The organism is Haemophilus influenzae, from assembly GCF_900475755.1.
Classification (GTDB): domain Bacteria; phylum Pseudomonadota; class Gammaproteobacteria; order Enterobacterales; family Pasteurellaceae; genus Haemophilus; species Haemophilus influenzae_D.
Genome location: NZ_LS483411.1, coordinates 1,344,220 through 1,368,697, shown reverse-complemented (window position 1 = coordinate 1,368,697; position 24,478 = coordinate 1,344,220). Strand labels below are relative to the sequence as shown.

Sequence of the window (24,478 nt, the reverse complement as noted above, 5' to 3'; positions counted from 1 at the left end):
ATCCGCCTTTAAATTTCTAAATTAACCACTTATTCATCAACGATATCAGTAAATTCTGCACCTAATACTTTTGCTAAATCTTGTGGTGAAATTTCTACACTTAGCCCCCGTTTTCCGCCTGAAACATAAATCGTTTCAAACTCAAGTGCGGTTAAATTTATCACAGTTTTCACGCGTTTCTTTTGACCCAGCGGGCTAATTCCCCCTACAAGATAACCTGTACTTTTTTGTGCTGCATCTTTATCTGCCATTTCTACTTTTTTCACACCGATAGATTTTGCCGCTTTCTTTAAATTCAGCATATTGGCCGTTGCAAGCACAAAACAAGCAAGTTTTTTCTGATCGCCATTTTCCGCCACAAGTAACGTTTTAAAAGAGCGGTTAGGATCAATGCCTAATTTTTCGGCCGCCTCATCACCAAAATGTTGATTGTTCGGATCATGATCATAAGTGTGCAAGGTAAAAGGAATTTTTTGTTTTTTAAGTAAATCAATTGCAGGTGTCATTATTTCGTTCTTGGTTTTGGTGTAAAATAATGCCGATTATTTTACAGCGGAGAGAAAAATGGACGCAACCTTAAATATTGCGATAGCAGCAGAATTTGAATTAAGTGAAAAAATTGTAGAGCGTTTAGAACAAAGTGCGCTTGAAATTAGCAGCGTTTCTATTGTTGAAATAACACCTTTTGAAGAAGAACAAAATATTCGTTTTCGCAATAAAGGCGTTGAACAACTTTCCCCAAATGAAGTTGAATGGGCTGATTTTAATTATGTCTTTTTTGCAGGAAAACTTGAGCAAGTTTCCCATATTGCGCAAGCAGCAGAGCAGGGCTGTATTCTCATTGATATGTTAGGTGTTTGTAGTGCGCTTTCAGATGTGCCAGTTGTTGTCCCAACGGTAAATGAATCACAATTATTTGAACTGAGACAACGTAACATTGTTAGTTTGCCTGACCCACAAGTAAGCCAACTTGCTTTAACCCTTGCACCGATTTTACAAGAAACGAATCTTAATCAAGTGTTTGCCACCTCTTTATTGCCGGCTTCTTATACAGATGCGGAAACCGTGACTAAACTTGCGGGACAAACAGCCCGTTTATTAAATGGCATTCCATTGGACGAAGAAGAAACGCGCTTAGCGTTTGATGTTTATCCACATCAAACACCTAGTTTATCTAATCAATTACAACGAATTTTTCCGCAATTAGAGCGTGCTACATTCCACGCAATCCAAGTGCCTGTATTTTATGGATTGGCACAAAAAGTCACCGCACTTTCAGATTATGATTTCGACTATCAGCCTCAAAATAGCGAGCTTATCGCTTTAGAAGAAACCTTAATTACGCCTGTGCTTAATGGAGAACAAGAAAATAGCGAAGAATCAGTAAAACTTCATTTAAGTCAAATAAGTGCGGTAGAAAATGGCGTAGAATTTTGGTCTGTGGCAGATGAACAACGCTTTAATCTCGCCTTGCTTTCAGTGAAATTATTGGAAGGAATTTATCAGCAAGGTTATTAATGAAATTAAGGAGAATAGTATGCAAAATATTCTATTTATTATCCATTCATCCCCTTATGGTGACGAACATTTTTTAGTGCATTACGTTTGGCGTTACAGTTGCAAGAGCAACATAAAAGTGCGGTTAATTTAAAAGTATTTTTAATGTCTGATGCGGTAACTGGCGGTTTAGCAAAACAAAATCCAGCAGAAGGGTATCATTTACAACAAATGTTGGAAATTTTAACAGCGCAAAGGGCGACAATTAAACTTTGTAAAACCTGTACAAATGCTCGTGGTATCACTGAACTGCCGTTGGCGGACGGTGTGGAAATCGGCACGTTAGCAGAGTTGGCAGACTGGACGATGGAAGCCGACAAAGTATTAAATTTTTAATTTTCTCGATAAAAGAAACCCGCCACAAGTGCGGGTTCTTTTTTGCTTATTTTGTTGCTGCTTTCATTGCTTGAACAAATTCAGCTAATTCAACTAAACATTGCTCGTGATTATCTAAATTTCGCTCAATAATTTTTACTGTTGCCGAACCTGAAATTGCACCAGCTGCCCCCAAAGCTAAGGCTTCTTTCACTTGTTCAGGCTGTGCAATGCCGAAGCCTTGTAAAATTGGTGGGGCATTGTGGGCTTTAAGTTGTTCTACAAGGGTGTCCAAATTTGCTGCGTGAGCTTGATTTTCAGCACTGGTTACGCCTGCACGAGAAACTAAATAAGTATAGCCTTCGCTATTTTCCGCTACACCTTGGATCGTTTTCTCGTCCGCATTTGGTGGGCAAATAAAGACGGGTTGAATGCCGTGTTTTTTAGCCGCTTGTACATAATCTTCTTTTGCCAGTAACGGAATATCTGCTACAAGCACAGCATCAACTCCCACTTCTGCGCAACGTTGATAAAAAGCATTTAGTCCTTTGGCAAAAATTAAATTGGCACAAAGTAATAAGCTAATCGGAATCTCTGGATATTTTGATCGCACTTTTTCTAATAACTTAAAGCTATCTTCACTGCTATGGCCCGCAGTTAAAGCTCGATTATTCGCTGCTTGAATAACTGGGCCATCAAGTAGCGGATCGGAAAAAGGAAAGCCGAGCTCTAAAGCATCCGCACCGTTATCGACAAGTGTGCAAATGATCTCAAAAGAGCGGTCGAAAGTAGGGTCGCAAAGGGTAACGAACGGCACGAAAGCACCTTCATTTTTTACGTTAAGTGTCGCAAATTGCGTTTCAAAACGGCTCATTAGTTTGTGCCTCCATTTAAAATTTTATCAACGGTAAAAATATCTTTATCGCCTCGTCCTGAAAGATTAACCACTAAAAGTTGTTCTTTTTCAGGATTTTGTTTAATCAATTTCAAGGCATAAGCCAAGGCGTGTGAGCTTTCTAATGCAGGAATAATACCTTCGTGTTTTGCTAATTCTTGGAATGCGTTGAGGGCTTCTTCATCGGTAATCGATACATAATCAGCACGACCAATCGCATTTAAATAAGCATGTTGTGGCCCGACGGAAGGGAAGTCTAATCCTGCAGAAATAGAATAAGATTCTTCAATTTGTCCATCTTTATCTTGCATAATTGGCGATTTCATTCCGAAATAGATACCTGTTGTGCCGTGTTTGAGCGGTGCACCGTGTTCGCCCGTGTCAATACCTTTACCCGCAGGTTCTACGCCGATGAGTTTCACAGCGGTTTCTTCAATGAAATCCGCAAACATACCAATTGCATTCGAGCCGCCACCGACGGCAGCAATCACTGCATCAGGTAAACGACCTTCTCGTTCGAGAATTTGACGTTTCGTCTCAATCCCAATCATTTTTTGAAATTCTCTCACAATCGTCGGAAAGGGGTGAGGGCCTGCCGCCGTTCCAAGTAAATAATGGGTGTTCTCATAGTTTGCTGACCAGTCTCGCATCGCTTCACAACAGGCGTCTTTTAAAGAGCAAGAGCCTTTTTGTACAGGAATCACTTCCGCACCCATCAAACGCATACGGAACACATTTGGCGATTGGCGTTCAACATCTTTTGCGCCCATATAAACACGGCACGGCATATCTAACATGGCACAAGCTAGGGCGGTCGCAACACCGTGCTGACCTGCACCAGTTTCGGCAATAATACGCGTTTTGCCCATACGTTTAGCAAGCAAAATTTGCCCTAATACTTGGTTAGTTTTATGGGCACCCCCATGTAATAAATCTTCACGTTTAAGATAAAGTTTAGTTTTTGTACCTTTGGTTAAGTTACGACAAAGGGTAAGTGCGGTCGGTCTGCCTGCATAATTTTTGAGTAAATCAGCAAATTCTGCTTGGAATGTAGGATCATTTTGTGCTTCTACAAAAGCTTGTTCTAATTGTTTTAAAACAGGAACTAAAATTTCGGGTACATACATTCCGCCAAATTCGCCAAAATAAGGATTTAGAAGTGTGTCTGACATATTTTTTCCTATTATTTTTTAGTTATCTTTTGCAACGCTCATTCCCGCAAAAGATTGAGCGGTTGGCATTACTTCAATGCGATTAATGTTCACGTGTTCAGGTTGTTGATGAAGCCATAATACAATGTTCGCAATATCTTCAGGCTGAACCGATTGCACGTTTTCATACACTTTTGCCGCTCTTTCATCATCGCCATGAAAACGCACATTAGAGAACTCCGTACCACCACATAAACCGGGTTCAACATTGCTTACTCGAATTTTTGTGCCTGCCAGATCAGCTCGTAAATTTAAGCTAAATTGTGTGACAAAAGCTTTAGTTCCACCATATACATTACTGCCTGCATAAGGATAAGTACCTGCAATTGAACTCAAATTGATAATCTGCCCGTGATTACGGGCCACCATATTTGGCAACACAAGGCGAGTGATAGTAACCAATCCTTTGATGTTGGTATCGATCATCTGATACCAATCTTGTAAATCCGCTTTATGTGCTGGCTCTAATCCCAAGGCTAAACCTGCATTATTCACTAATAAATCGACCTCTTGCCAACCTTCAGGAAGGGTGCTTAGAGCGTTAATTGTGGCTTGTTCATCGCGAATATCAAAGGCAAGCGGTAGAAAATTATTGCCTAATTGTGAATGAATTTCTGCTAACCGATCTGCACGTCTGCCCGTGCCAATCACTTTATAGCCTGCTTCGATCAATTTTTTACAGATTGCCAAGCCAAAGCCTGCGGTTGCTCCTGTGACTAATGCGGTTGTGGTTTTCATTTTTTCTCCTAGATCTTGAGTTTATTTGTACTATTAAAGTAGTACAAATAAATTTTGATTGCAAGCAATTTCATTTTAATTTTAAAAATGCCATTAAATGAATTAATTTAACAATACCGCAAACGTTTGCTTAATGATATAATCTGCCTAATTTTTATTTCTACTGATTGAGGTTAATCGTGAGCAACACACAACTTAGCTACAAAGATGCTGGCGTCGATATTCACGCTGGGAATGAATTAGTCGAACGTATCAAAGGCGATGTAAAACGCACTCGCCGCTCTGAAGTCTTGGGCGGATTGGGTGGTTTCGGTGCATTATGTGCTTTACCAACTAAATATAAAGAGCCAATTTTAGTTTCTGGTACAGATGGCGTGGGCACAAAATTACGCCTGGCGATTGACTTGAAAAAACACGATACCATTGGTCAAGATTTAGTAGCAATGTGTGTAAACGATTTAATCGTGCAAGGGGCAGAACCGCTTTTCTTCTTAGATTACTATGCAACAGGAAAATTAGACGTTGATGTGGCAGCAAGCGTGATCAAAGGTATTGCAGACGGTTGCGAAATGTCTGGCTGTGCGTTAGTCGGTGGCGAAACCGCTGAAATGCCTGGAATGTACCACGAAGGAGACTACGACTTAGCGGGTTTCTGCGTCGGTGTAGTAGAAAAATCAGAGATTATTGACGGCACAGCAGTGAAAACAGGCGACACGCTTATCGCACTCGGCTCAAGTGGTGCTCACTCAAACGGCTATTCACTTATTCGCAAAGTGCTTGAAGTGAGCGGTGCAAATCCAGCGGATTTATTAGAAGGCAAACCGCTTAGCGAACACCTTTTAGCACCAACCAAAATCTATGTAAAATCGATTTTACAGCTGATCAAGCAGACCGAAGTTCACGCCATTGCTCACTTAACAGGTGGCGGTTTCTGGGAAAATATCCCGCGTGTATTGCCTGACAACACCAAAGCAGTGATTGATGAATCAAGCTGGCAATGGTCTGCGATCTTCAACTGGTTACAAGAAAAAGGCAATATTAGTCGTTATGAAATGTACCGCACTTTTAACTGTGGCGTAGGTATGGTAATTGCATTACCAGAAAAAGAGGTTGAAACCGCTATCGCATTGCTTGAACAAGCGGGCGAAAAAGCGTGGGTTATCGGCAAAATTGAACATCTTGGCGAAGGCGAAGCACAGGTTGAGATTCAATAGTAAAATCTTAAATTTCAATTCAGCCCTTTTGGGCTGATTTCTATAAGGAAGAAAATGAAAAAAATTGCCGTCCTTATTTCTGGTCAAGGAACGAATTTACAAACTATTATTGATGCCTGCCATTCAGGCGATATTCCCGCCAAAATTACTTGTGTGGTAAGTAACAAAGCTGATGCTTACGGATTAGTTCGAGCCAAACAAGCACAGATTCCGCAAGCAGTCTTTCTTCGCAAAAATTTTGCCAATAACTTCGAAATGGACGATGCCATTGGCGATTATTTGCAAAGCCTAGCAGTAGATTTGATCGTTCTTGCTGGTTATATGAAAATTCTTACCCCAAAATTTACTCAACGTTTTGCAGGGAAAATTTTAAATATCCATCCTTCTCTTCTTCCTAAATACGCAGGCTTAAACACCTACCAACGTGCGATTGAAGCAGGCGACAATGAACACGGCACAACCGTTCATTTTGTCAATGAAGAAGTAGATGGTGGTGCGATTGTCTTACAAGCAAAAGTGCCAATCTTCCCCGAAGATAGCATAGAAGAAGTGGAAGCTAGAACCCGTGAGCAAGAATATCAAATTTATCCGCTTGTGATTAAATGGTTTACCGAAGGGCGGTTAAGACTTAAAGATAATTTGGCATATTTAGATGGGAAACCCTTGCCAAAATCTGGATATGCAGATGAATAACTTAGGATTTAGGCAGACTATTTCTGTATTTTTTATTTAATTAGGATGCAAAAGTGCGGTGAAATTCCACCGCACTTTCAAGGTTAATGATGATGGTGTTCTGGTTTTGGTGGGAGTTTAGCCAATCCTTTACCAACCGGTAAAATTAATGTGCTATAGCTTGCAGATTGCTGACAAGTTTGTTGATCTGCAAATGGTGTTTTATGAATAACTTTAATTTTCCAAATACCATCAATTAATGGAATGATATTCACACGTCCTTGACTATCTGTTTTACCTGAAAAACCTTGTGGTTCACGATGACCTGTACTTGCTTCAAGATCTTTCACGATAATAGTATCAGCGGTTGCGATGACAGTTTCGCCTGCTAATGGTTGATCTTGGTAGAAAATTTGAACAGGGAACGGTTCGCCTGATTTCGCTTTGCTTGGATCACGCAAAGGAACAATTTCTAGCGGTAAACCAACTCTTGTCATTGCCATTTCTGCATTTAATGGTTTTTTACCAACGGTAACGAGACTTTTGCCAAACATTTGAGTTTGTTCGCAATAAGTTGGGTTTTCTAATCCTTTCAAATTATCCATTTTCCAACCTTCAGCATTTTGTGACCAAAAAGTTGGTTTATAAGTGGCTGTTATCCAATAAGAACCATCAGACAATGCTTTCTCTGATTGATATTGATAGTTTTCGCCTTTTTGGATTAAGGTTTGTTTTTCTCCATTTTGATGAATAATTTCCATTGGTGCAAAAATTTTTAAGCGTGCTTCAGGAATTTTTTCTACATAAGGGTAATCCCCATAAGCTAATTCTGCTTTTAATACAGAACCAGATGCCAATTTTGCAGGTGCTTGAACCCAAACTTCATGAGCTTGCGCTGCACCAGCTAAAACCAATAAACTTGCAATTAATGTTTTTTTCATATATTTCCTTAATAAGAATGGGGGAGTTAAAAAATGAGTGCAAAATACTAAATGAAAATAGCTATCATTTAAATAGCTATTTAAATAAAATTTTAAGATTTGTGATCGAGATCACAAAATGAAAAATACCATAAGAAATAGTATAAAAATGCCCTAAATACAAAATATTTAGGGCGTCTTATAAATTGAGGAAAATGTTTTAATCGTCTTTTTTCGATGGTTTAATGCCTAATAAATTACAACTTAATTTACTAATTACATGTTCTGCAGTATTGCCTAATAATGCGGCAGATAAACCTGTGCGTCCCACTGTGCCTAAAATCACTAATTCAGCTTCAATTTCTTTCGCCACTTCAGGAATAACTTCCTCTGGGAAACCTTCGCGTACGTGAGTATGATCTTCATCAATCCCAAACTTCTGACGTAACGCTTTCATATTAATGAGATGCTGACCTCGAATACCGTTTTCATAACCTGAAGTATTAAATTCAGGCAAATCAATCGCCATATTAATTGGCGCGGAAGGGTAGGCTGCCACCAAATGGACATTACCACGATTTAGATTTTCCGCGAGTGAAATACCAGTTTCTACCAGCTCTTGATTAAATTCATCTTGATATTCTTGTTCTCCAGATACATTAACAGCCACAAGAATACGGCGTTGATGTTTCCAATCGCCATCACGAACCATTAAGACAGGAATAGGGCATTTACGAAGAAGTTGCCAATCAATGGGAGTAAAGATTAGAGACGTAAGTTTTTCTTCGTCTTTGGTATATTTTACGACTAGATCGTAATTATTATTTTCTACTTCTTCGTTAATTGCATCAGCTTCATTGCTATTCCACACAATATGAGATTGTAATTCAATTTCTGGATTTGCATATTTATCTAAGTAATATTGAACAGCGTGACGGTGTTTTTCTATTACTTGTTGATGCATTTCTGAACGTTCTTCAGAAGAAAGTAAAGCTGACATTTCATAAGATAAATCATAGACTGATAAAAGTGCGGTGATTTTTACCTTAGTTTCATTTTTTTGTTCTTCAACTAAACGCACTGCACGAGCTAGGGCGTACTGTTTTTCATTACTGGGATTAAGTACAACGAGAATATTTTTAAATTTCATAATAGCCTCCAAAATTGGAGCATAGGATAAAAAAGAATAGCAAGAATGGCAAGGTACAAGATTAATTTGGATAAATTTATTTTTGGACTATAGTAGATTGGTTCTAAATCTTGCATCATTTTTCAGTATTTTTAATTGCCCTTCCATATACCCAAATTAAGCTTAAATCCATATCCTTTAAGAATAAAGAAAAGTATTTTAGATCAATTCCATTATATTTTTGAGAGTACAAGCTTTATCTTAATTCTAAAAATTTCCTATGTTGTTTATATGTCTTTTTTCCTTTAGGTAATTTTCATCAATCTTAATGCTGTCAAGTCCGTGAGCTTCAAGTACTAAATAGCACTCAATAAAAAGCTAATTTGGATAAAACAGAATTGCTGTATGTATTAGGTTGAATATTAAGCAAATCTGCAGTAGTTCTTGAGCTAACTTTAGCAACAAAAATTTAATAAGATTTTTCAAGCATTTTTTATTTATAATGTGTCATTTTCTTTTTTGTGGCTTGGTATTGATGTTAATCCACTACAGTGTCTAATATTATTACTTAGGATATATAGATCTATTATTTTTTGATTTTTTATAGAAAATTATAAATAGAGATTTTTCGTGATCCCTATCACAATATCTTGTAAAACCACTTAAAAACGTTACCTATTTTCATTCAATCAATGATACAGTTGTATCTGTTTGACTTTTTGTCATTTTAACGATGAATAGACGAAAGTTTGTTCATTAATCTCATCAACCCAATCATCAATCAGAGGGAAACAGTATGTTAATTGGTGTACCTAGAGAGCTGCTTGAGAATGAGAACCGTGTGGCGGCAACGCCGAAAACGGTTCAACAAATATTGAAATTGGGCTTTGACGTGATCGTGGAACACGATGCAGGTTTTAAAGCTAGTTTTGAAGATCAAGCATTTTTAGAGGCAGGCGCGAAGATCGGTTCGTCGGCTGAAATTTGGCAATCGGATATTATCTTCAAAGTAAATGCACCGACAGATGAAGAAATCGCTCAAATGAAGGAAGGCGCAACGCTTGTGAGCTTTATTTGGCGTATGCAAAATCCTGAGTTAATGGAAAAACTCACAGCGAAGAAAATTAATGTGTTAGCCATGGATGCAGTGCCTCGTATTTCTCGTGCGCAAGCATTGGATGCACTTTCTTCTATGGCGAATATTTCTGGTTATCGTGCTGTCATTGAAGCTGCGCATGAATTTGGTAGTTTCTTTACTGGACAAATTACTGCTGCTGGTAAAGTTCCACCAGCAAAAGTGTTGGTAATTGGTGCTGGTGTAGCTGGTTTGGCGGCAATTGGTGCGGCAAATAGCCTTGGGGCGATTGTTCGTGCTTTTGACTCTCGTCCTGAAGTGAAAGAGCAAGTTCAGAGTATGGGTGCGAGCTTCTTAGAAATTGATTTCAAAGAAGAAGGCGGCAGTGGTGATGGTTATGCGAAAGTGATGTCGGAAGAATTTAACCGTCGTGCGATGGAGCTTTACGCAGAACAAGCTAAAGAAGTCGATATTATTATTACTACGGCAGCCATTCCAGGTAAACCAGCACCTCGTTTGATTACCAAAGAAATGGTGGATTCAATGAAACCAGGTTCGGTAATTGTGGATTTAGCCGCTGCAACTGGTGGTAACTGTGAATATACGCAAGCAGGGAAAGTTGTTACAACTGAAAACCAAGTGAAAGTGATTGGTTATACAGATTTCCCAAGCCGTTTACCAACGCAATCTTCTCAACTTTATGGCACAAACTTAGTCAATTTATTAAAACTTTTGTGCAAAGAGAAAGATGGCAATATCAATATTGATTTTGAAGATGTGGTTCTTCGTGGTGTGACCGTTGTTCGTGATGGGGAAGAAATTCCACCAGCACAAATTCAAGTGTCTGTACAACCAAAACAAGAGACCAAAGCTACACCAGTGGCAGAGAAAAAAGAATCTAAACCAACAGATCCTCGTGTGAAATACGGTGTGATGGCAGGTGTTGGTGTGTTATTCCTTTGGTTAGCTTCTGTTGCACCAGCGGCATTTTTATCACATTTCACTGTATTTGTTTTAGCTTGCGTGGTGGGTTATTACGTGGTTTGGAATGTTAGCCATGCACTTCACACACCATTAATGGCAGTAACAAATGCAATTTCAGGCATTATTATTGTAGGTGCGTTATTACAAATTCGTCAGCCAACAGGCAATCTATTTATCGATGCGTTAGCTTTTGTGGCGATTTTGGTGGCAAGCATCAATATTTTTGGTGGTTTCCGTGTCACACAACGTATGTTAGCAATGTTTAGAAAAGGTTAAGGAGCGCACAATGTCTGAAGGTTTAGTACAGGCTGCATATATTTTAGCAGCATTACTTTTCATTATGAGCTTGGCAGGACTTTCTAAACATGAAACTGCTAAAGCGGGTTGTTGGTTCGGTATTGTTGGTATGACAATTGCCCTTATCGCAACCATTTTTGGACCTCATTCTGAAGGAACATTTTGGATCATTATTGCAATGATCATTGGTGGAGCAATCGGTGTTCAACGTGCATTAAAAGTAGAAATGACTGAAATGCCAGAACTTGTGGCGATTCTTCACAGTTTCGTCGGTTTAGCGGCTGTACTCGTAGGCTTTAATAGCTATGGTTTACACCATGAGGCATTAATGCCTGAAGGATTAGATGCAGCAGCACAAGCCGCATTTGTAGCTGAACAAGCGGTATTAACGAATATTCATAATGTCGAAGTATTTTTAGGTATTTTTATCGGTGCAGTAACTTTCACTGGTTCTGTTGTCGCATTTGGTAAATTGAGCGGAAAAATTAATTCAAAAGCATTAATGTTACCGCATCGCCATAAATTAAATTTAGCCGCACTTGTGGTATCTGCATTATTGATGGTTGCATTCTTGAATAATCCAGAAAGCATTTTCCCTGTGTTATTAATGACAGCGATTGCGCTTGCATTTGGATGGCACTTAGTGGCATCAATCGGTGGGGCAGATATGCCAGTTGTGGTATCAATGCTTAACTCTTATTCAGGTTGGGCAGCAGCTGCGGCAGGTTTTATGTTGAATAATGATTTGCTCATCGTTACAGGTGCGCTTGTTGGTTCTTCTGGTGCAATTCTTTCTTACATTATGTGTAAAGCGATGAACCGTTCATTTGTGAGTGTAATTGCAGGTGGTTTTGGTAACGATGTTCAAGTTTCTTCAAGCGAAGAACAAGGCGAACACCGTGAAACTACAGCGGAAGAAGTGGCTGAATTGTTGAAAAATGCAAGTTCTGTGATTATCACGCCGGGATATGGTATGGCTGTTGCACAAGCACAATATCCAGTCGCTGATATTACGGCAAAATTGCGTGAACGTGGTGTGAACGTTCGTTTTGGTATTCACCCTGTTGCAGGACGTTTACCGGGCCACATGAACGTGCTTTTAGCTGAAGCGAAAGTACCTTACGATGTTGTACTTGAAATGGATGAAATCAATGATGATTTCGCTGATACCGATGTGGTATTGGTTATCGGTGCGAACGATACGGTAAACCCAGCGGCGATGGAAGATCCAAATAGCCCAATCGCGGGAATGCCTGTGTTAGAAGTATGGAAAGCACAAAATGTGATTGTGTTCAAACGTTCAATGGCAGTGGGTTACGCTGGCGTACAAAACCCATTATTCTTCAAAGAGAATACGCAAATGCTCTTTGGTGATGCAAAAGATCGCGTTGAAGATATCTTAAAAGCATTATAAAAAACACGCATAAAAATAACCGCACTTTGGGTTGCTTAAGTGCGGTATTTTTATTTATAGCATTTAAATATTATCTTCATGATTTTCCAAAATTTCTGAACACAAGCCCAATCCAGATAAAAATTCAATAAATGCCCGTACTTTTATTGGTAAATGTCTTCTGTTTGGATAGACCACATGAATTTCTAATTTTTGTTGTTTATATTCTGGCAATATTTCAATAAGCTCGCCTTTTTCAAAGGCTCTACCTAAAATAAATTTTGGTAAATTAGCAATACCTAGTCCCGCTTTTGCCATATTTAATAAGGCAAAACCGCTATTGCTTACCACTTTGGATTGGATTTTGAAACGTTGGGTTTGATTTATACGTGAACCAACCCAATTTACCTGATTCATTGCATTTTTATAAAGTAAGCCATTGTGATGTTCTAAATCATCAGGCGTTTGTGGAATACCATTCGTTTCAAGATAATTAGGCGACGCTGCAAAATGAACAGTAGTAGTTCCTATTTTACGTGAAACCAACGAGCTATCTTCCATATAACCAATACGAAGAGCAAGATCATAGCCTTCGGATAATAAATCGATTTTCTTATCATTAAATTCAACTTCAATATGCAAATGAGGATGCTTAGCCATAAAAGTGGGTAAATTTGGTGCAATAAAAAGTAAACCAAAATCATGAGGAACGGAAATCAGTAAATTTCCTTGTAATGAACTGGTAAGCTGAGTAATGCTGGAATCTGCTTCATCTAAATCAAGCAAAATGCCTTGACAGCGTTGGTAATACATCATTCCTGCTTCGGTAGGCATAATTTTTCTGGTGGTACGTTGTAACAATCGTGTTTTTAAATGTTCTTCTAATTGTGAAACTAATTTGCTTGCCATCGCCACAGAAATATTTTGTTGCTTTGCTGCCAAAGTAAAACTTTGGGTTTCAATGACTTTGCAGAAAATAGAAATCGCGTTGAGTTTATCCATTTATAGACCTTTTTTGAAAAAATGCTTGATTTTGCCAACATAACTTTGCACTATACCGCCAATTTTACAAAATTCTAGTAATATTAGGTAATCAAATGAGTAAATCCTTGGTGATTGTGGAGTCGCCAGCAAAAGCAAAAACTATTAATAAGTATTTAGGTAGCCAATATGTCGTGAAATCGAGCGTTGGACATATTCGTGATTTGCCGACAGTTGGTTCTAGTACAGGTGAAAAAGCTAAACCAATTTCAACCAAAGGTATGGATGCCGAAGAAAAGGCAAAAATTAAGGCAGAAAAGGAACGTAACGCCTTAGTTAAACGTATGGGGATTGATCCTTATCACGATTGGAAAGCAAATTATCAGATTTTGCCTGGTAAAGAAAAAGTGGTTTCCGAGTTAAAGTCGCTTGCTAAAAAAGCAGATCACATTTATCTCGCAACCGACTTGGATAGAGAAGGGGAAGCGATTGCGTGGCATTTACGTGAAGTGATTGGTGGTAACGATGATCGTTTTAGTCGCGTGGTGTTTAACGAAATCACTAAAAATGCCATTAAACAGGCTTTTGAAAAGCCTGAACAATTAAATATGGATCGTGTTAATGCTCAACAAACTCGTCGTTTTTTAGATAGAGTGGTGGGCTTTATGGTGTCGCCATTACTTTGGAAAAAAGTAGCTCGCGGGCTTTCTGCTGGTCGAGTTCAATCAGTTGCGGTTAAATTATTAGTCGAACGCGAGCGTGAAATTAAAGCGTTCCAGCCTGAAGAATATTGGGAAGTTGCCGTCCTGACAAATAATCAAAATAAACAAGCCATACGTTTGGATGTCACGGATTATAAAGGCAAGAAATTTGATCCAAAGAATCAAAAAGAGGCACAAAGTGCGGTAGATTTTCTTAATGTTTCTGATTACGTTGTCACAAATTTAGACACTAAGCCAACAAGTTCTCGCCCTCGTGCGCCATTTATTACATCAACACTTCAACAAACGGCAAGTACTCGTTTAGGATTTGGCGTTAAGAAAACAATGATGTTAGCCCAACGTTTATATGAAGCAGGCTACATTACTTATATGCGTACAGACTCAACCAATTTAAGTCAAGATGCGCTGAATATGGCGCGTAGCTACATTGAAAATCATTTTGGGGCGCAATATTTACCAGAAAAACCAAATTTCTATTCAAGTAAAGAAAATGCGCAAGAGGCGCATGAGGCTATTCGTCCATCAGATATTCGAGCATTGCCTGAATCTTTAGAGGGGATGGAAAAAGATGCAGTACGTCTTTATGATTTAATTTGGCGTCAATTCTTAGCCTGTCAAATGCCACCAGCACAATATGATAGTAGTACATTGACTGTTTCAGCAGGCGATTATACCTTAAAAGCAAAAGGCAGAATTTTACGTTTTGATGGTTGGACAAAAGTATTGCCACAAATAGGTAAAAATCCTGAAGATCAAGAATTGCCTGTAGTTGCTGTTTCAGAAAAACTTGCTTTAAAAGAAGTGCAACCAACACAACACTTTACTAAACCACCTGCTCGTTTTACTGAAGCGGCTTTAGTAAAAGAATTGGAAAAACGTGGTATTGGCAGACCTTCCACTTATGCAGCAATTATTTCTACTATTCAAGAACGTGGTTATGTTCGTACTGAAAATCGTCGTTTCTATGCAGAAAAGATGGGCGAAATTGTAACTGATCGCCTCAATGAGTCTTTTGGTGAATTAATGAATTACGATTTCACCGCGAATATGGAAGATACCTTAGATAAAATTGCCTCTGGTTCAGTAAATTGGAAAACTGAATTAAATCAATTCTTCAAGGATTTTTCTAGCCAACTTTCTAAAGCTGAATTAGATGAACTTGAAGGCGGTATGCGCCCGAATAGCCTTGTGGAAACAGATATTAAATGCCCAACTTGTGACAGAAAAATGGCAATTCGCACGGCAAGTACAGGGGTGTTTTTAGGATGCACGGGGTATGCGTTATCGCCAAAAGAACGGTGCAAAACAACGATTAATTTAATTCCCGAAGCAGAATTATTGAACGTTTTAGATGAATCTTCAGAAACCAAAGCATTAATGGATCGTAAACGTTGTACAAAATGTGGAACGGCAATGGACAGCTATGTAATCGATGCCCATCGTAAAATCCATATTTGTGGTAATAATCCAAATTGTGATGGATATTTGATTGAAGAAGGCTCATTCAAAATTAAAGGTTATGATGGCCCTGTTGTTGAGTGTGATAAATGCGGTGCGGATATGCACTTAAAACTTGGTCGTTTTGGCAAGTATATGGGATGTACAAATTGCGATAACACGCGCAAAATTTTGAAAAATGGCGAAGTTGCACCACCGAAAGAAGAGCCAGTACATTTCCCTGAGCTAAAATGTGAAAAATCTGATGCGTACTTTGTATTGCGTGATGGTGCAAGTGGCGTGTTTATGTCAGCCCATAACTTCCCGAAATCCCGCGAAACACGCCCAGTTAAAATCTCAGAACTTGTGCAATATCGCGAGCGTTTACCTGAAAAATTAGCTTATTTAGCAGATGCACCACAAAAAGATCCTGAAGGGAACGAAGCGATTGTTCGTTTTAGTCGTAAAGAGAAAAAGCAATATGTGACTTCTGAAAAAGAGGGAAAAGCGACTAAATGGATTGTTGATTTCACCAACGGAAAATGGGTTGAACGAAAAAAATAACAAGAAAAGTGCGGTAAATTACCGCACTTTTTTGTTTGTAATAAATTTTTTAGATTATCTGAAGATTAAAGGCTTGTGATAAGTTCATTAATTTTATTTTTCGCAGATGATTGTGCTTTTTCAATGGCTTCAGCACCCAATCCAATGCCTTGTGCATAAACAAATTGCACATCTGTGATACCGATAAAACCTAAAATTGATTTCATATATTGTGTTACTAAATTTTCTTCATCATACAACCCACCAAATGCACATAACACAATGACTTTTTTGCCTTTCAACAAACCTTCAGGACCCTTTGCTGTATATTGGAAAGTAACGCTCGGACGTGCGATAAAATCAAAATAGCTTTTTAATTGTGTTGGAATGTTTAAATTATACATTGGCGCACCAATTATTAATGTCTGTGCGTTTTTTAATTCCTCGATTAATTCATCAGACAACGCCAAAAGTTGTTTTTCTTCTATTGTTTTTGGTTCCCCACGCACAGCAATTGCAGCTGCGGTATCAAAATATGGAAGCGGTTGTTGAGATAAATCGCGTACGATAATGTTATTACCTTGTAATTTTTCGACAGCATAATCAACTAATTGATTAGTCTGAGAGTTATTTCCTGAAATGCTAGATTTTAATACTAATACGTTGCTCATTTTTATTCCTTAACAGTGTATTTAAAAGTGCGGTTATTCTAGCCTTTATTTTTAGGATATAAAGCCTTTCGTCAGAAAAACATTATTTCCTTTTTGTAAAATATGGGCATTTATTTAACAATACCTTAAGAAAGTGATAGAATTCGCCACGCATTTTTTGCCTAATTTCGCTCGTTCAATGGTAGGAATGAAGCCAAGTAGGGCAAAAGTGCGGTTAATTTTTATAGAATTTTAAACGAACACGTCACCTTTCGTATGGGTGACCACTGTATAAGGAAAAAACAATGCCAATTATTACTTTACCTGACGGTTCCCAACGTCAATTCGATAATCCTGTTTCTGTTCTTGAAGTCGCACAAGATATTGGTGCGGGTCTTGCTAAAGCCACTATCGCAGGTCGTGTAAACGGAGAACGTCGCGATGCATGCGATGTTATCGACCAAGATGCAACGTTAGAAATTATTACTGCAAAAGATGAAGATGGTTTAGAGATTATCCGCCATTCTTGCGCTCATTTGCTCGGACATGCTATTAAACAATTATTCCCAGATGTAAAAATGGCAATTGGCCCAACCATTGAAAATGGATTCTATTATGATGTAGATTTAGATCGCTCTTTAACCCAAGAAGATATTGATGCAATCGAAAAACGTATGTTGGAATTGGCAAAAACCAATTATGACGTCGTGAAAAAACGTGTTACTTGGCAAGAAGCGCGTGATACTTTTGAAAAACGCGGCGAGCCATACAAAATGGCAATTTTAGATGAAAACATTGAACGTACTGCAACGCCTGCGTTATATCATCACTTAGAATATATTGATATGTGCCGTGGGCCACACGTGCCAAATATGCGTTTCTGTCAGCATTTCAAATTACAAAAAGTCGCTGGTGCGTACTGGCGTGGCGACAGTAAAAACAAAATGTTACAACGTATCTATGGTACGGCTTGGGCGGATAAAAAACAACTTGCTGAATATTTAACACGCTTAGAAGAAGCGGCAAAACGTGATCATCGTAAAATTGGTAAAGCATTAGATTTATATCATATGCAAGAAGAAGCGCCAGGTATGGTATTCTGGCACAATGATGGCTGGACAATTTTCCGTGAGCTTGAAACGTTCGTGCGTACTAAATTAAAACAATACGATTATCAAGAAGTAAAAGGCCCATTTATGATGGATCGCGTGTTGTGGGAAAAAACAGGTCACTGGCAAAATTACGCAGATTTAATGTTTACTACTCAATCTGAAAACCGTGAATATGCCATTAAACCTATGAACTGTCCAGGACACGTTCAGATTTTCAATCAAGGCTTGAAATCTTACCGTGATTTACCAATCCGTATGGCGGAATTTGGTTCTTGTCATCGTAATGAACCATCAGGTTCTTTACACGGTTTAATGCGTGTTCGTGGCTTTACTCAAGATGATGCACACATTTTCTGTACTGAAGATCAAATTGAGAGCGAAGTAACCAGCTGTATTAAAATGGTGTACGACATTTATAGCACCTTTGGTTTCACTAATATCGCAGTAAAACTTTCTACTCGCCCTGAAAATCGTATCGGTTCAGATGAAATGTGGGATCGTGCGGAAGCAGGTCTTGCAGCTGCATTAGCACATAACGGCTTGGAATATGAAATCCAAGAAGGTGAAGGTGCATTCTATGGTCCAAAGATTGAGTTTGCACTACGCGATTGTTTAGGTCGTGAATGGCAATGTGGTACCGTACAATTAGACTTTGCATTACCAGGTCGTTTAGATGCAACTTATGTAGCAGAAGACAATAGCCGTAAAACCCCTGTAATGATTCATCGTGCGATTTTAGGCTCAATTGAGCGTTTCATTGGTATCATTACTGAAGAATATGCAGGTTTCTTCCCCGCATGGTTAGCACCAACCCAAGCGGTAGTTATGAATATCACTGATAGCCAAGCTGACTATGTACAGAAAGTCGCGAAACAGCTTTCTGATGTAGGTTTACGCGTGAAAACTGATTTACGTAACGAAAAAGTAGGTTTCAAAATTCGTGAACATACTTTACGCCGTGTGCCTTATATGCTTGTTTGCGGTGATAAAGAAATCGCAGAAGGTAAAATCGCTGTACGTACCCGTAAAGGTGCTGATTTAGGTACATTTACAGTGGAAGAATTTGCGGAAATCTTGAAAAATCAAGTAAGAAGCCGTGAATTAAAGTTATTGAATGAAGAGTAATACTTCTCGAAAATAACCAATATAATTTACTGTTTAAACAGTGAGTTCAATTTAACGGTGATCGTTTAAGCGATCACCGTTATTTTTTATCTGTTTCAGATCTATTGAGATTTCATTTATTTTCTAATAAGAAGTTGCTTTTAATATGCTGACAAATTTGCCTGATTTTTTTAGGGCTTTTTGCGCCAACGCATCTATTGTGGCTTTTGTCGCTAACTGATCTAAATTTTGATAGGTATAAATGGCATCTGGATTACCTTGTTGCCAGTAACTTTCTTCAATAATTGAAGCAATTGAAACTAAAGAATCAAATTCACGTCGAATCTGAGTATGTTGTTCTGCTAGTTTTTTACGTAATAAATTTTCATCAATGCCATTTTTTACAATATCATCTAGTACCTGATTTGTAAGATGCGTAAGTTCCTCTACGCGCTTAGGGTCGCAACTAAATTCAATTTTTCCCTCAATTTGTGGTGCATGAACATCTTGCATAAACCAACTATTTACAGAATAAATACCAGAAACTTTTTCACGTAGAATTAAGCGTAATTTTTCTTGCACAATATCCGAAAGAATATTGAATAAGTATTTTTGTTCCGCTCGCCAAGTATTATCTGCGGTAAGGTATATTTCTACATCAGCTCTCGGTTCTTTCAAACCATTCATAATAAATGATTGAGTTGGTGTATGAATAATAGTTGGGACAAAATGGCGGATCTGAGTTTTTGATTTAATAGAAGCTAAATAACGTTCTGCCAATTTCTTTACTTGATTAAGTTCAATATCGCCAATAATAAAATAGGTAAAATCTGTTTTATTTAAAATATAATGTTGATAAGCGTTACTTAATTGGTTTTTATCAAATGCTAATTGCTGTGCTTGTTTTTGAGTATAGACAGTTTCAATATTTGGAAAGCGTAGTTTTGAAACGGCTTGCATAAATTGTGTTTCTAAATCAATTTGTTTGAAATAATCACGGGTTTCACGTCGATATTTTTCTAAAGCAAGATCGGATATAGGGGATGAGCGTAATTTTAAGCGGAACAATGTCAGTAAATTTTCCAAATCTTTAGGTTTAGATACACCAGTAAAACCTTGTTTATCATCATCAATCACAGTTGCAATTACCAATGGATCACGCGAAAAAATTTGATTAACTGCAGAAAGAGAAAGTTCTCCAACACCTGTTTCATCAACTACATTAACGGCAGTACGCAATAAGTGATAGTCCTTATCTGGGATAGAGCGTAAACCACCTTGAGTAACAGCACGAAAATGTACTTGATTTGGAGTTTTGTCACTATAGTGATAGATCAATTTACTTCCATTACTTAAACGAAATTCATAAATATCGCCACGATCCCAATATTTTTCTTGGGAAAGTGAGCCTGTGTTAAATGTTAAGTGCGGTAATTTTTCGAGTTGTTTTTTTTCATCCCATTGATGTTGTTGCATTTCCATTGCATTGTTCCAACGAGTTTCTATTTCTACTACATCAAAAGGCAAGGCTTTTTGTGGCAAAGGTTGAGTGATTAATAGTAATTTTGCTTTTAATGCTAAGGTTTGATTTAACGTGCGTTGTAAATCAGCTAATGTAATTTGAGATAAAAAACGTTTATTGAGTTCATAACGATCATTTACGCTCAATACCACTTGCTTATTTGCCACAGAAGTAATGAGATCATCGGCAATTTTTAAACTACCAGAACGAATATTTAATTGTTTTTCATTGAGTTGAGTTAAGCGTTTAATCTCGCCGTTTAATTCATTTTGAGTAAAACCTTGTTGTTTTATACTGGCAATAAAGGCAAATAATTTATCTATCGTTTTTGAATATTGTGTATCTATAAGCTGGAGAGAAAAAATGCTTTGTAGTGTTTCTTTACCTAAATGAGTACGATAAAAATTCGCAGAATCTACACCATTTTCTGTTTCCTTTTCCCATTGCTGTAAACGTAAGTTAAGTAATCGAGTGGTAATTTGCTGAATTAATTCTTGTTTATAACTCGCTAATGTATTGGTTTCAATTGTATTTTCAAAAAAACTTAATTCAATACTCGGAATTGTTGTGCCTTGTTCAGAAATAGAATCTAATCGCCATTTGTTGATAAGAGGAATATTAAAATCAATTTTTTCCAATGTTGTTTTAGTTATTGGGTTTTCTTGGGATAGGCTTTGTTTTAATAGTTTTACTACTTGTTTTGTATCAATATCACCTACAATAATTACTGACATATTATCTGGTCGATACCATTTGTGATAAAAATCAGCGACGCGTTTAGCTGAAATTGTTTTAATAATATCCATATCTCCAATAGGATCACGTAATACATAACGAGATCCTGCCATTTCAATAGCACTTTTCTTATTGCCAATACGTAGCATTGGGCTTAAACGTCTCCGCCATTCTTCTTGTACTACACCACGTTCGCCATCTACATCCTTAGGTAAAAAAGTAATATTATTCATCCATTCATTGATGACATCAAAAGCCAATTCTAATTTTTGCTGATTGTTGCTATCTAAATTTAAAGTATAGACTGTATTTTCAAAATCGGTGAAAGCATTAATATCTCGTGCAAATTTCATTCCAAGTTTTTCTAACGCATTAATAATTTGATTTTCTGGATATTTCTTTGAGCCATTAAATGCCATATGTTCAACTAAATGGGCAATGCCTTTTTGATCATCATCTTCGTGCATTGAGCCTGCATTAATTACTAATCGAATATAAACGCGTTCTTTGGGTTCAGTATTTTTTAATACAAAGTATTGCAAACCATTTGATAGTTTACCGTGCTGAATATTTGGATCAAAAGGTAAATCACTATTGGGCGATAGTTCCAATGATTGACAAGCAATTAGTGAAAAGATAAGCAAAAAAAGTGCGGTTGTTTTTTTCATTATTTTTACCTAGAAAAAAGAAAACTCTACGCTAAGTAAAACGAGCGTAGAGTAGGGCTGGTGGACATTTCAAAAGCCCACAAGCCCTATACATTGAAGATAATTAGAATTGATAGCCAACTTCTAGCCAAAATTCACGCCCAGGCGTATAGACACCATATTCATCGCTGGTGGAAATAGTAGTGACTTTATTTTTACGTGTTTTATTGAGAACATTTAAAATATCTACTTGCAAATAGACACTATGTTTACCACGAATGGTGGGTTGCCAACGGATACTACTATCCCATTGTGTATGTCTGCCGTAATGATAGCTACGATAGCGTGGAGGAGCATTGTCGTCATCATTATTTTCATTAATTGGATCATAACGACGAATTGGTGCTTTCATATACACTTTATTTGACCAAGTAATATTGTAATCTGGTATCGTCATATCAATACCTAGACGAGCAATCCAATCTTCGGTGTTACTATTAACTTGTCGTAACATTTCACGATAAGTCATTAATTTACCATCTAAAGAAACAAGTTTATTCAGATCAAATTCTTCGCCATCAGCTCGTTTTGTATTTAACCAATCAAAACCAAGTGACGTAGTCCAATAAGTTTTACCTAATTTCCAAGGTTCTATATTGTTAAGTTGGAAAGTATAAATATCAACACCGAATGGACGCCCATTAATATAACTACTTTTCTTTATTCTCCCTACAATCTCTCCTCGTTTCAATATGATACGATTTTTATTATCACGATGAATATAACCAAGTTTGAGTGCCAAATTACCCATATTCTGATCAAAACTTAAGCTTAATTCATCTGCATAAGGGCTTTTTAGGGATGAAAAGTTCTGATGCTGACGTGTTGAATCATTATTGAGCTTTAAAATACCATTCGCTAATTTTAACGAAGCAAAAGAACGACCGTAATAACGATTTAAACCCAATGTAAATCCTGTATCATCCCAAGGACGGTAACGTGCAACAAAGCGCGGGGCGATATTATTATTTTTTAAATAATCATCACGTTCAATACGAATGCCCGGTCGAAATTCAAATTTACGCCATTTAATTAAATCTTCAGCATAAATAGCGATATTTTGATAGGTGGTTTTTACACGACCTTTTGATGTTGTACTTTCTGGTAAAGGTGAACGATCTATAGTCCCATCATTTTTCAAAGTAGATAATATTATTTTTGAATGAACATCTTGTGGACGATAGAATTGATATTTAGTTGCCTGATAAATTCCACCAATAGAAATAGAATGCTCGGTAGAAGCTAAATAAAAAGGATCCATTATATATTCAGTTGAAAAATGTAAATTATCTTGGGTTAAACGGCTATTACCATATCCGCCTTTTTCGAAATTATAAAGTGGATTATAATTTTCATCTGACACTGATGTTGTTTCAACACTATTCGAGGATGATTTACGCTTATCTTTAAAACGATCGTATGCTAAAGTATTTGTCCAAACGCCAGAGTCAAATGAATGCACCCAAGCTAGTGTTGTCCCCAATGCTTGATGATAATCGCTTACATTGTTACCTATATTTTCCTTGAAATATTTCAATTCTTTATAATTTGAATAACGTAAACTGAGTTCAATACGTTCTTTTTCTTGCGGTGTCCAATTGAAATTTAATAAAAGATTATCGGAAAGTCGTTGATGATTTTGTTTGTCTAGTTGCGCTTTGTTATTGGCATTTTTATCAAAGCCAATTAAACGATTTTGTTCAATAGATGATGTTCTGCGACTATAGCCAAAAACCATTCCTAAATTATCATTTAGTCTTTTTTCAGCCAAAATATTGAATGTTTGTTTATTGTATTTAGGTTGTAACTCTGCCGTACCAGAATCATCGGGTCTTACTTGTTTAAGTATTTTTTGTACTGAGTCTCCAGCTTCCATTTTTGCCCAAGAGGAATTTGTCGTGCGATATTTAAGTTTTATGCTATCAGTGCCACTATATTGTTTCGTTTTAGCGATAACAGCACCACCCATAAAGCCACCTAAGCTCGCAGAAATATTACTATCTTGTACTTCCACTTTAGAAAGCATAGTCGCATCAAAAAAATAAGCTTGAGTGTGACTAATTCCTGGAACAACTTGCATAGCACCGTCAAAAATACTGTTATCAATAGCAAGATCATTATTTATATTGACATTATCAACAAAGTAGGCGGTTTGATTTGGATCGGCACCGTTAATTGAAATATTTTCAGGCTTGATTTCTCCACGTTGAAAACCATTTTGGTCACTATTTTCATAACGAATATGGGGATTAGAACGAAGGTAATCAGTGATATTACCATTTGATGTAGGCGTTTTACTTATCTCGTCAGAAGAGAGCGTTTTAACGGAAGAAAGCGATTTATTATTGTCGCCATAAACAACAATTTCGGGCAATATATTTTTGTTGGTTGTTGGTTGTTGGTTGTTGGTTGTTTCAACAGTTTGCCCCATAATAAATGGACTGACAAATGTTGAGCAGAATAACAACATTAATGGCTTTTTTTGATACATAGTATAGTTCCCTAAAATAAAAGATAGAAATAAGAATGATTATCATTATATTTTTAAAATTTATGAATACAAGG

At 37.4% G+C, this 24,478-nt stretch carries 17 protein-coding genes and 1 pseudogene; 8 read left to right on the top strand and 10 right to left on the bottom strand.

What is annotated here, in order from left to right; genetic code table 11:
- Positions 1 to 29: 29 nt before the first annotated feature.
- Complete coding sequence (ybaK, locus tag DQN24_RS06705) at positions 30 to 506, bottom strand: Cys-tRNA(Pro) deacylase (RefSeq protein WP_021035170.1); 477 nt, start codon at positions 504 to 506, stop codon at positions 30 to 32.
- A gap of 58 nt (positions 507 to 564) precedes the next feature.
- Here ybaK and DQN24_RS06700 point away from each other — a divergent pair, with 58 nt between their 5' ends.
- Both DQN24_RS06700 and DQN24_RS06695 read left to right on the top strand, forming a co-directional pair.
- Positions 565 to 1,518 carry an oxidoreductase gene (locus tag DQN24_RS06700; protein WP_021035171.1) on the top strand — a complete coding sequence of 318 codons (954 nt, stop codon included), beginning with the start codon at positions 565 to 567 and terminating at the stop codon, positions 1,516 to 1,518.
- 19 nt (positions 1,519 to 1,537) lie between these two features.
- Positions 1,538 to 1,893: pseudogene (locus DQN24_RS06695) on the top strand (DsrE/DsrF/TusD sulfur relay family protein).
- 46 nt (positions 1,894 to 1,939) lie between these two features.
- Here DQN24_RS06695 and trpA read toward each other — a convergent pair.
- Genes trpA through DQN24_RS06680 form a run of 3 tightly spaced genes read right to left on the bottom strand, consistent with a single transcriptional unit; the run spans position 1,940 to position 4,716 of the window.
- Positions 1,940 to 2,746: a tryptophan synthase subunit alpha gene (trpA, locus tag DQN24_RS06690; protein ID WP_111695579.1), complete on the bottom strand. Its 807-nt coding sequence runs from the start codon at positions 2,744 to 2,746 to the stop codon at positions 1,940 to 1,942.
- On the bottom strand, positions 2,746 to 3,939 hold the full coding sequence (gene trpB, locus DQN24_RS06685; RefSeq protein WP_111691673.1) for a tryptophan synthase subunit beta: 1,194 nt from the start codon (positions 3,937 to 3,939) through the stop codon (positions 2,746 to 2,748). The genes trpA and trpB overlap by 1 nt, the downstream gene beginning before the upstream one ends.
- A gap of 18 nt (positions 3,940 to 3,957) precedes the next feature.
- A complete protein-coding gene (locus DQN24_RS06680) occupies positions 3,958 to 4,716 on the bottom strand; it encodes an SDR family oxidoreductase (protein WP_111695578.1) in 759 nt (252 codons plus the stop codon).
- A gap of 179 nt (positions 4,717 to 4,895) precedes the next feature.
- Between DQN24_RS06680 and purM the strand changes: the two genes are divergently transcribed.
- Positions 4,896 to 5,930 carry a phosphoribosylformylglycinamidine cyclo-ligase gene (gene purM / locus DQN24_RS06675; protein ID WP_111695577.1) on the top strand — a complete coding sequence of 345 codons (1,035 nt, stop codon included), beginning with the start codon at positions 4,896 to 4,898 and terminating at the stop codon, positions 5,928 to 5,930.
- A gap of 54 nt (positions 5,931 to 5,984) precedes the next feature.
- Positions 5,985 to 6,623: a phosphoribosylglycinamide formyltransferase gene (gene purN, locus DQN24_RS06670; protein WP_075985270.1), complete on the top strand. Its 639-nt coding sequence runs from the start codon at positions 5,985 to 5,987 to the stop codon at positions 6,621 to 6,623.
- A gap of 83 nt (positions 6,624 to 6,706) precedes the next feature.
- Here purN and DQN24_RS06665 read toward each other — a convergent pair whose 3' ends face one another.
- Positions 6,707 to 7,543 carry a DUF4198 domain-containing protein gene (locus DQN24_RS06665; protein WP_020910070.1) on the bottom strand — a complete coding sequence of 279 codons (837 nt, stop codon included), beginning with the start codon at positions 7,541 to 7,543 and terminating at the stop codon, positions 6,707 to 6,709.
- A gap of 199 nt (positions 7,544 to 7,742) precedes the next feature.
- Positions 7,743 to 8,672, bottom strand: a complete 930-nt coding sequence (gene uspE, locus DQN24_RS06660; protein ID WP_005656626.1) for a universal stress protein UspE — start codon at positions 8,670 to 8,672, stop codon at positions 7,743 to 7,745.
- Between the two features lie 775 nt (positions 8,673 to 9,447).
- Between uspE and pntA the strand changes: the two genes are divergently transcribed.
- Together pntA and pntB are read left to right on the top strand one after the other, a co-directional pair.
- On the top strand, positions 9,448 to 10,986 hold the full coding sequence (gene pntA / locus DQN24_RS06655; protein ID WP_021035178.1) for a Re/Si-specific NAD(P)(+) transhydrogenase subunit alpha: 1,539 nt from the start codon (positions 9,448 to 9,450) through the stop codon (positions 10,984 to 10,986).
- A gap of 10 nt (positions 10,987 to 10,996) precedes the next feature.
- Entirely contained in the window at positions 10,997 to 12,421 is a 1,425-nt protein-coding gene (pntB, locus tag DQN24_RS06650) for a Re/Si-specific NAD(P)(+) transhydrogenase subunit beta (protein ID WP_005637794.1), read from the top strand.
- Between the two features lie 63 nt (positions 12,422 to 12,484).
- Here the strand turns inward: pntB and DQN24_RS06645 are convergent, their stop codons facing one another.
- Positions 12,485 to 13,402, bottom strand: coding sequence for a LysR family transcriptional regulator (locus DQN24_RS06645; RefSeq protein ID WP_111695576.1), 918 nt, complete (start codon positions 13,400 to 13,402; stop codon positions 12,485 to 12,487).
- Positions 13,403 to 13,497: 95 nt separating this feature from the next.
- Here DQN24_RS06645 and topA point away from each other — a divergent pair, with 95 nt between their 5' ends.
- The gene (topA, locus tag DQN24_RS06640; protein ID WP_111695575.1) at positions 13,498 to 16,104 is read left to right on the top strand and encodes a type I DNA topoisomerase; all 2,607 of its coding nucleotides are present in this window, start codon (positions 13,498 to 13,500) and stop codon (positions 16,102 to 16,104) included.
- A gap of 65 nt (positions 16,105 to 16,169) precedes the next feature.
- On the opposite strand, the gene DQN24_RS06635 is transcribed toward topA, so the two are convergent.
- Complete coding sequence (locus DQN24_RS06635) at positions 16,170 to 16,754, bottom strand: FMN-dependent NADH-azoreductase (RefSeq protein WP_005653992.1); 585 nt, start codon at positions 16,752 to 16,754, stop codon at positions 16,170 to 16,172.
- 284 nt (positions 16,755 to 17,038) lie between these two features.
- On the opposite strand from DQN24_RS06635, the gene thrS reads away from it, so the two are divergent.
- Entirely contained in the window at positions 17,039 to 18,970 is a 1,932-nt protein-coding gene (gene thrS / locus DQN24_RS06630) for a threonine--tRNA ligase (protein ID WP_111695574.1), read from the top strand.
- A gap of 123 nt (positions 18,971 to 19,093) precedes the next feature.
- Here the strand turns inward: thrS and DQN24_RS06625 are convergent, their stop codons facing one another.
- Entirely contained in the window at positions 19,094 to 21,874 is a 2,781-nt protein-coding gene (locus DQN24_RS06625; protein WP_111695573.1) for a M16 family metallopeptidase, read from the bottom strand.
- A gap of 103 nt (positions 21,875 to 21,977) precedes the next feature.
- Positions 21,978 to 24,404: a TonB-dependent receptor plug domain-containing protein gene (locus DQN24_RS06620; protein ID WP_111695572.1), complete on the bottom strand. Its 2,427-nt coding sequence runs from the start codon at positions 24,402 to 24,404 to the stop codon at positions 21,978 to 21,980.
- Positions 24,405 to 24,478 lie beyond the last annotated feature (74 nt).

Bases quoted from the DNA above. Each gene is read 5' to 3' on its own strand.
- ybaK (WP_021035170.1), bottom strand. From the start codon at position 506: ATGACACCTGCAATTGATTTACTTAAAAAACAAAAAATTCCTTTTACC.
- DQN24_RS06700 (WP_021035171.1), top strand. From the start codon at position 565: ATGGACGCAACCTTAAATATTGCGATAGCAGCAGAATTTGAATTAAGT.
- trpA (WP_111695579.1), bottom strand. From the start codon at position 2,746: ATGAGCCGTTTTGAAACGCAATTTGCGACACTTAACGTAAAAAATGAA.
- trpB (WP_111691673.1), bottom strand. From the start codon at position 3,939: ATGTCAGACACACTTCTAAATCCTTATTTTGGCGAATTTGGCGGAATG.
- DQN24_RS06680 (WP_111695578.1), bottom strand. From the start codon at position 4,716: ATGAAAACCACAACCGCATTAGTCACAGGAGCAACCGCAGGCTTTGGC.
- purN (WP_075985270.1), top strand. From the start codon at position 5,985: ATGAAAAAAATTGCCGTCCTTATTTCTGGTCAAGGAACGAATTTACAA.
- DQN24_RS06665 (WP_020910070.1), bottom strand. From the start codon at position 7,543: ATGAAAAAAACATTAATTGCAAGTTTATTGGTTTTAGCTGGTGCAGCG.
- uspE (WP_005656626.1), bottom strand. From the start codon at position 8,672: ATGAAATTTAAAAATATTCTCGTTGTACTTAATCCCAGTAATGAAAAA.
- pntA (WP_021035178.1), top strand. From the start codon at position 9,448: ATGTTAATTGGTGTACCTAGAGAGCTGCTTGAGAATGAGAACCGTGTG.
- pntB (WP_005637794.1), top strand. From the start codon at position 10,997: ATGTCTGAAGGTTTAGTACAGGCTGCATATATTTTAGCAGCATTACTT.
- DQN24_RS06645 (WP_111695576.1), bottom strand. From the start codon at position 13,402: ATGGATAAACTCAACGCGATTTCTATTTTCTGCAAAGTCATTGAAACC.
- topA (WP_111695575.1), top strand. From the start codon at position 13,498: ATGAGTAAATCCTTGGTGATTGTGGAGTCGCCAGCAAAAGCAAAAACT.
- DQN24_RS06635 (WP_005653992.1), bottom strand. From the start codon at position 16,754: ATGAGCAACGTATTAGTATTAAAATCTAGCATTTCAGGAAATAACTCT.
- thrS (WP_111695574.1), top strand. From the start codon at position 17,039: ATGCCAATTATTACTTTACCTGACGGTTCCCAACGTCAATTCGATAAT.
- DQN24_RS06625 (WP_111695573.1), bottom strand. From the start codon at position 21,874: ATGAAAAAAACAACCGCACTTTTTTTGCTTATCTTTTCACTAATTGCT.
- DQN24_RS06620 (WP_111695572.1), bottom strand. From the start codon at position 24,404: ATGTATCAAAAAAAGCCATTAATGTTGTTATTCTGCTCAACATTTGTC.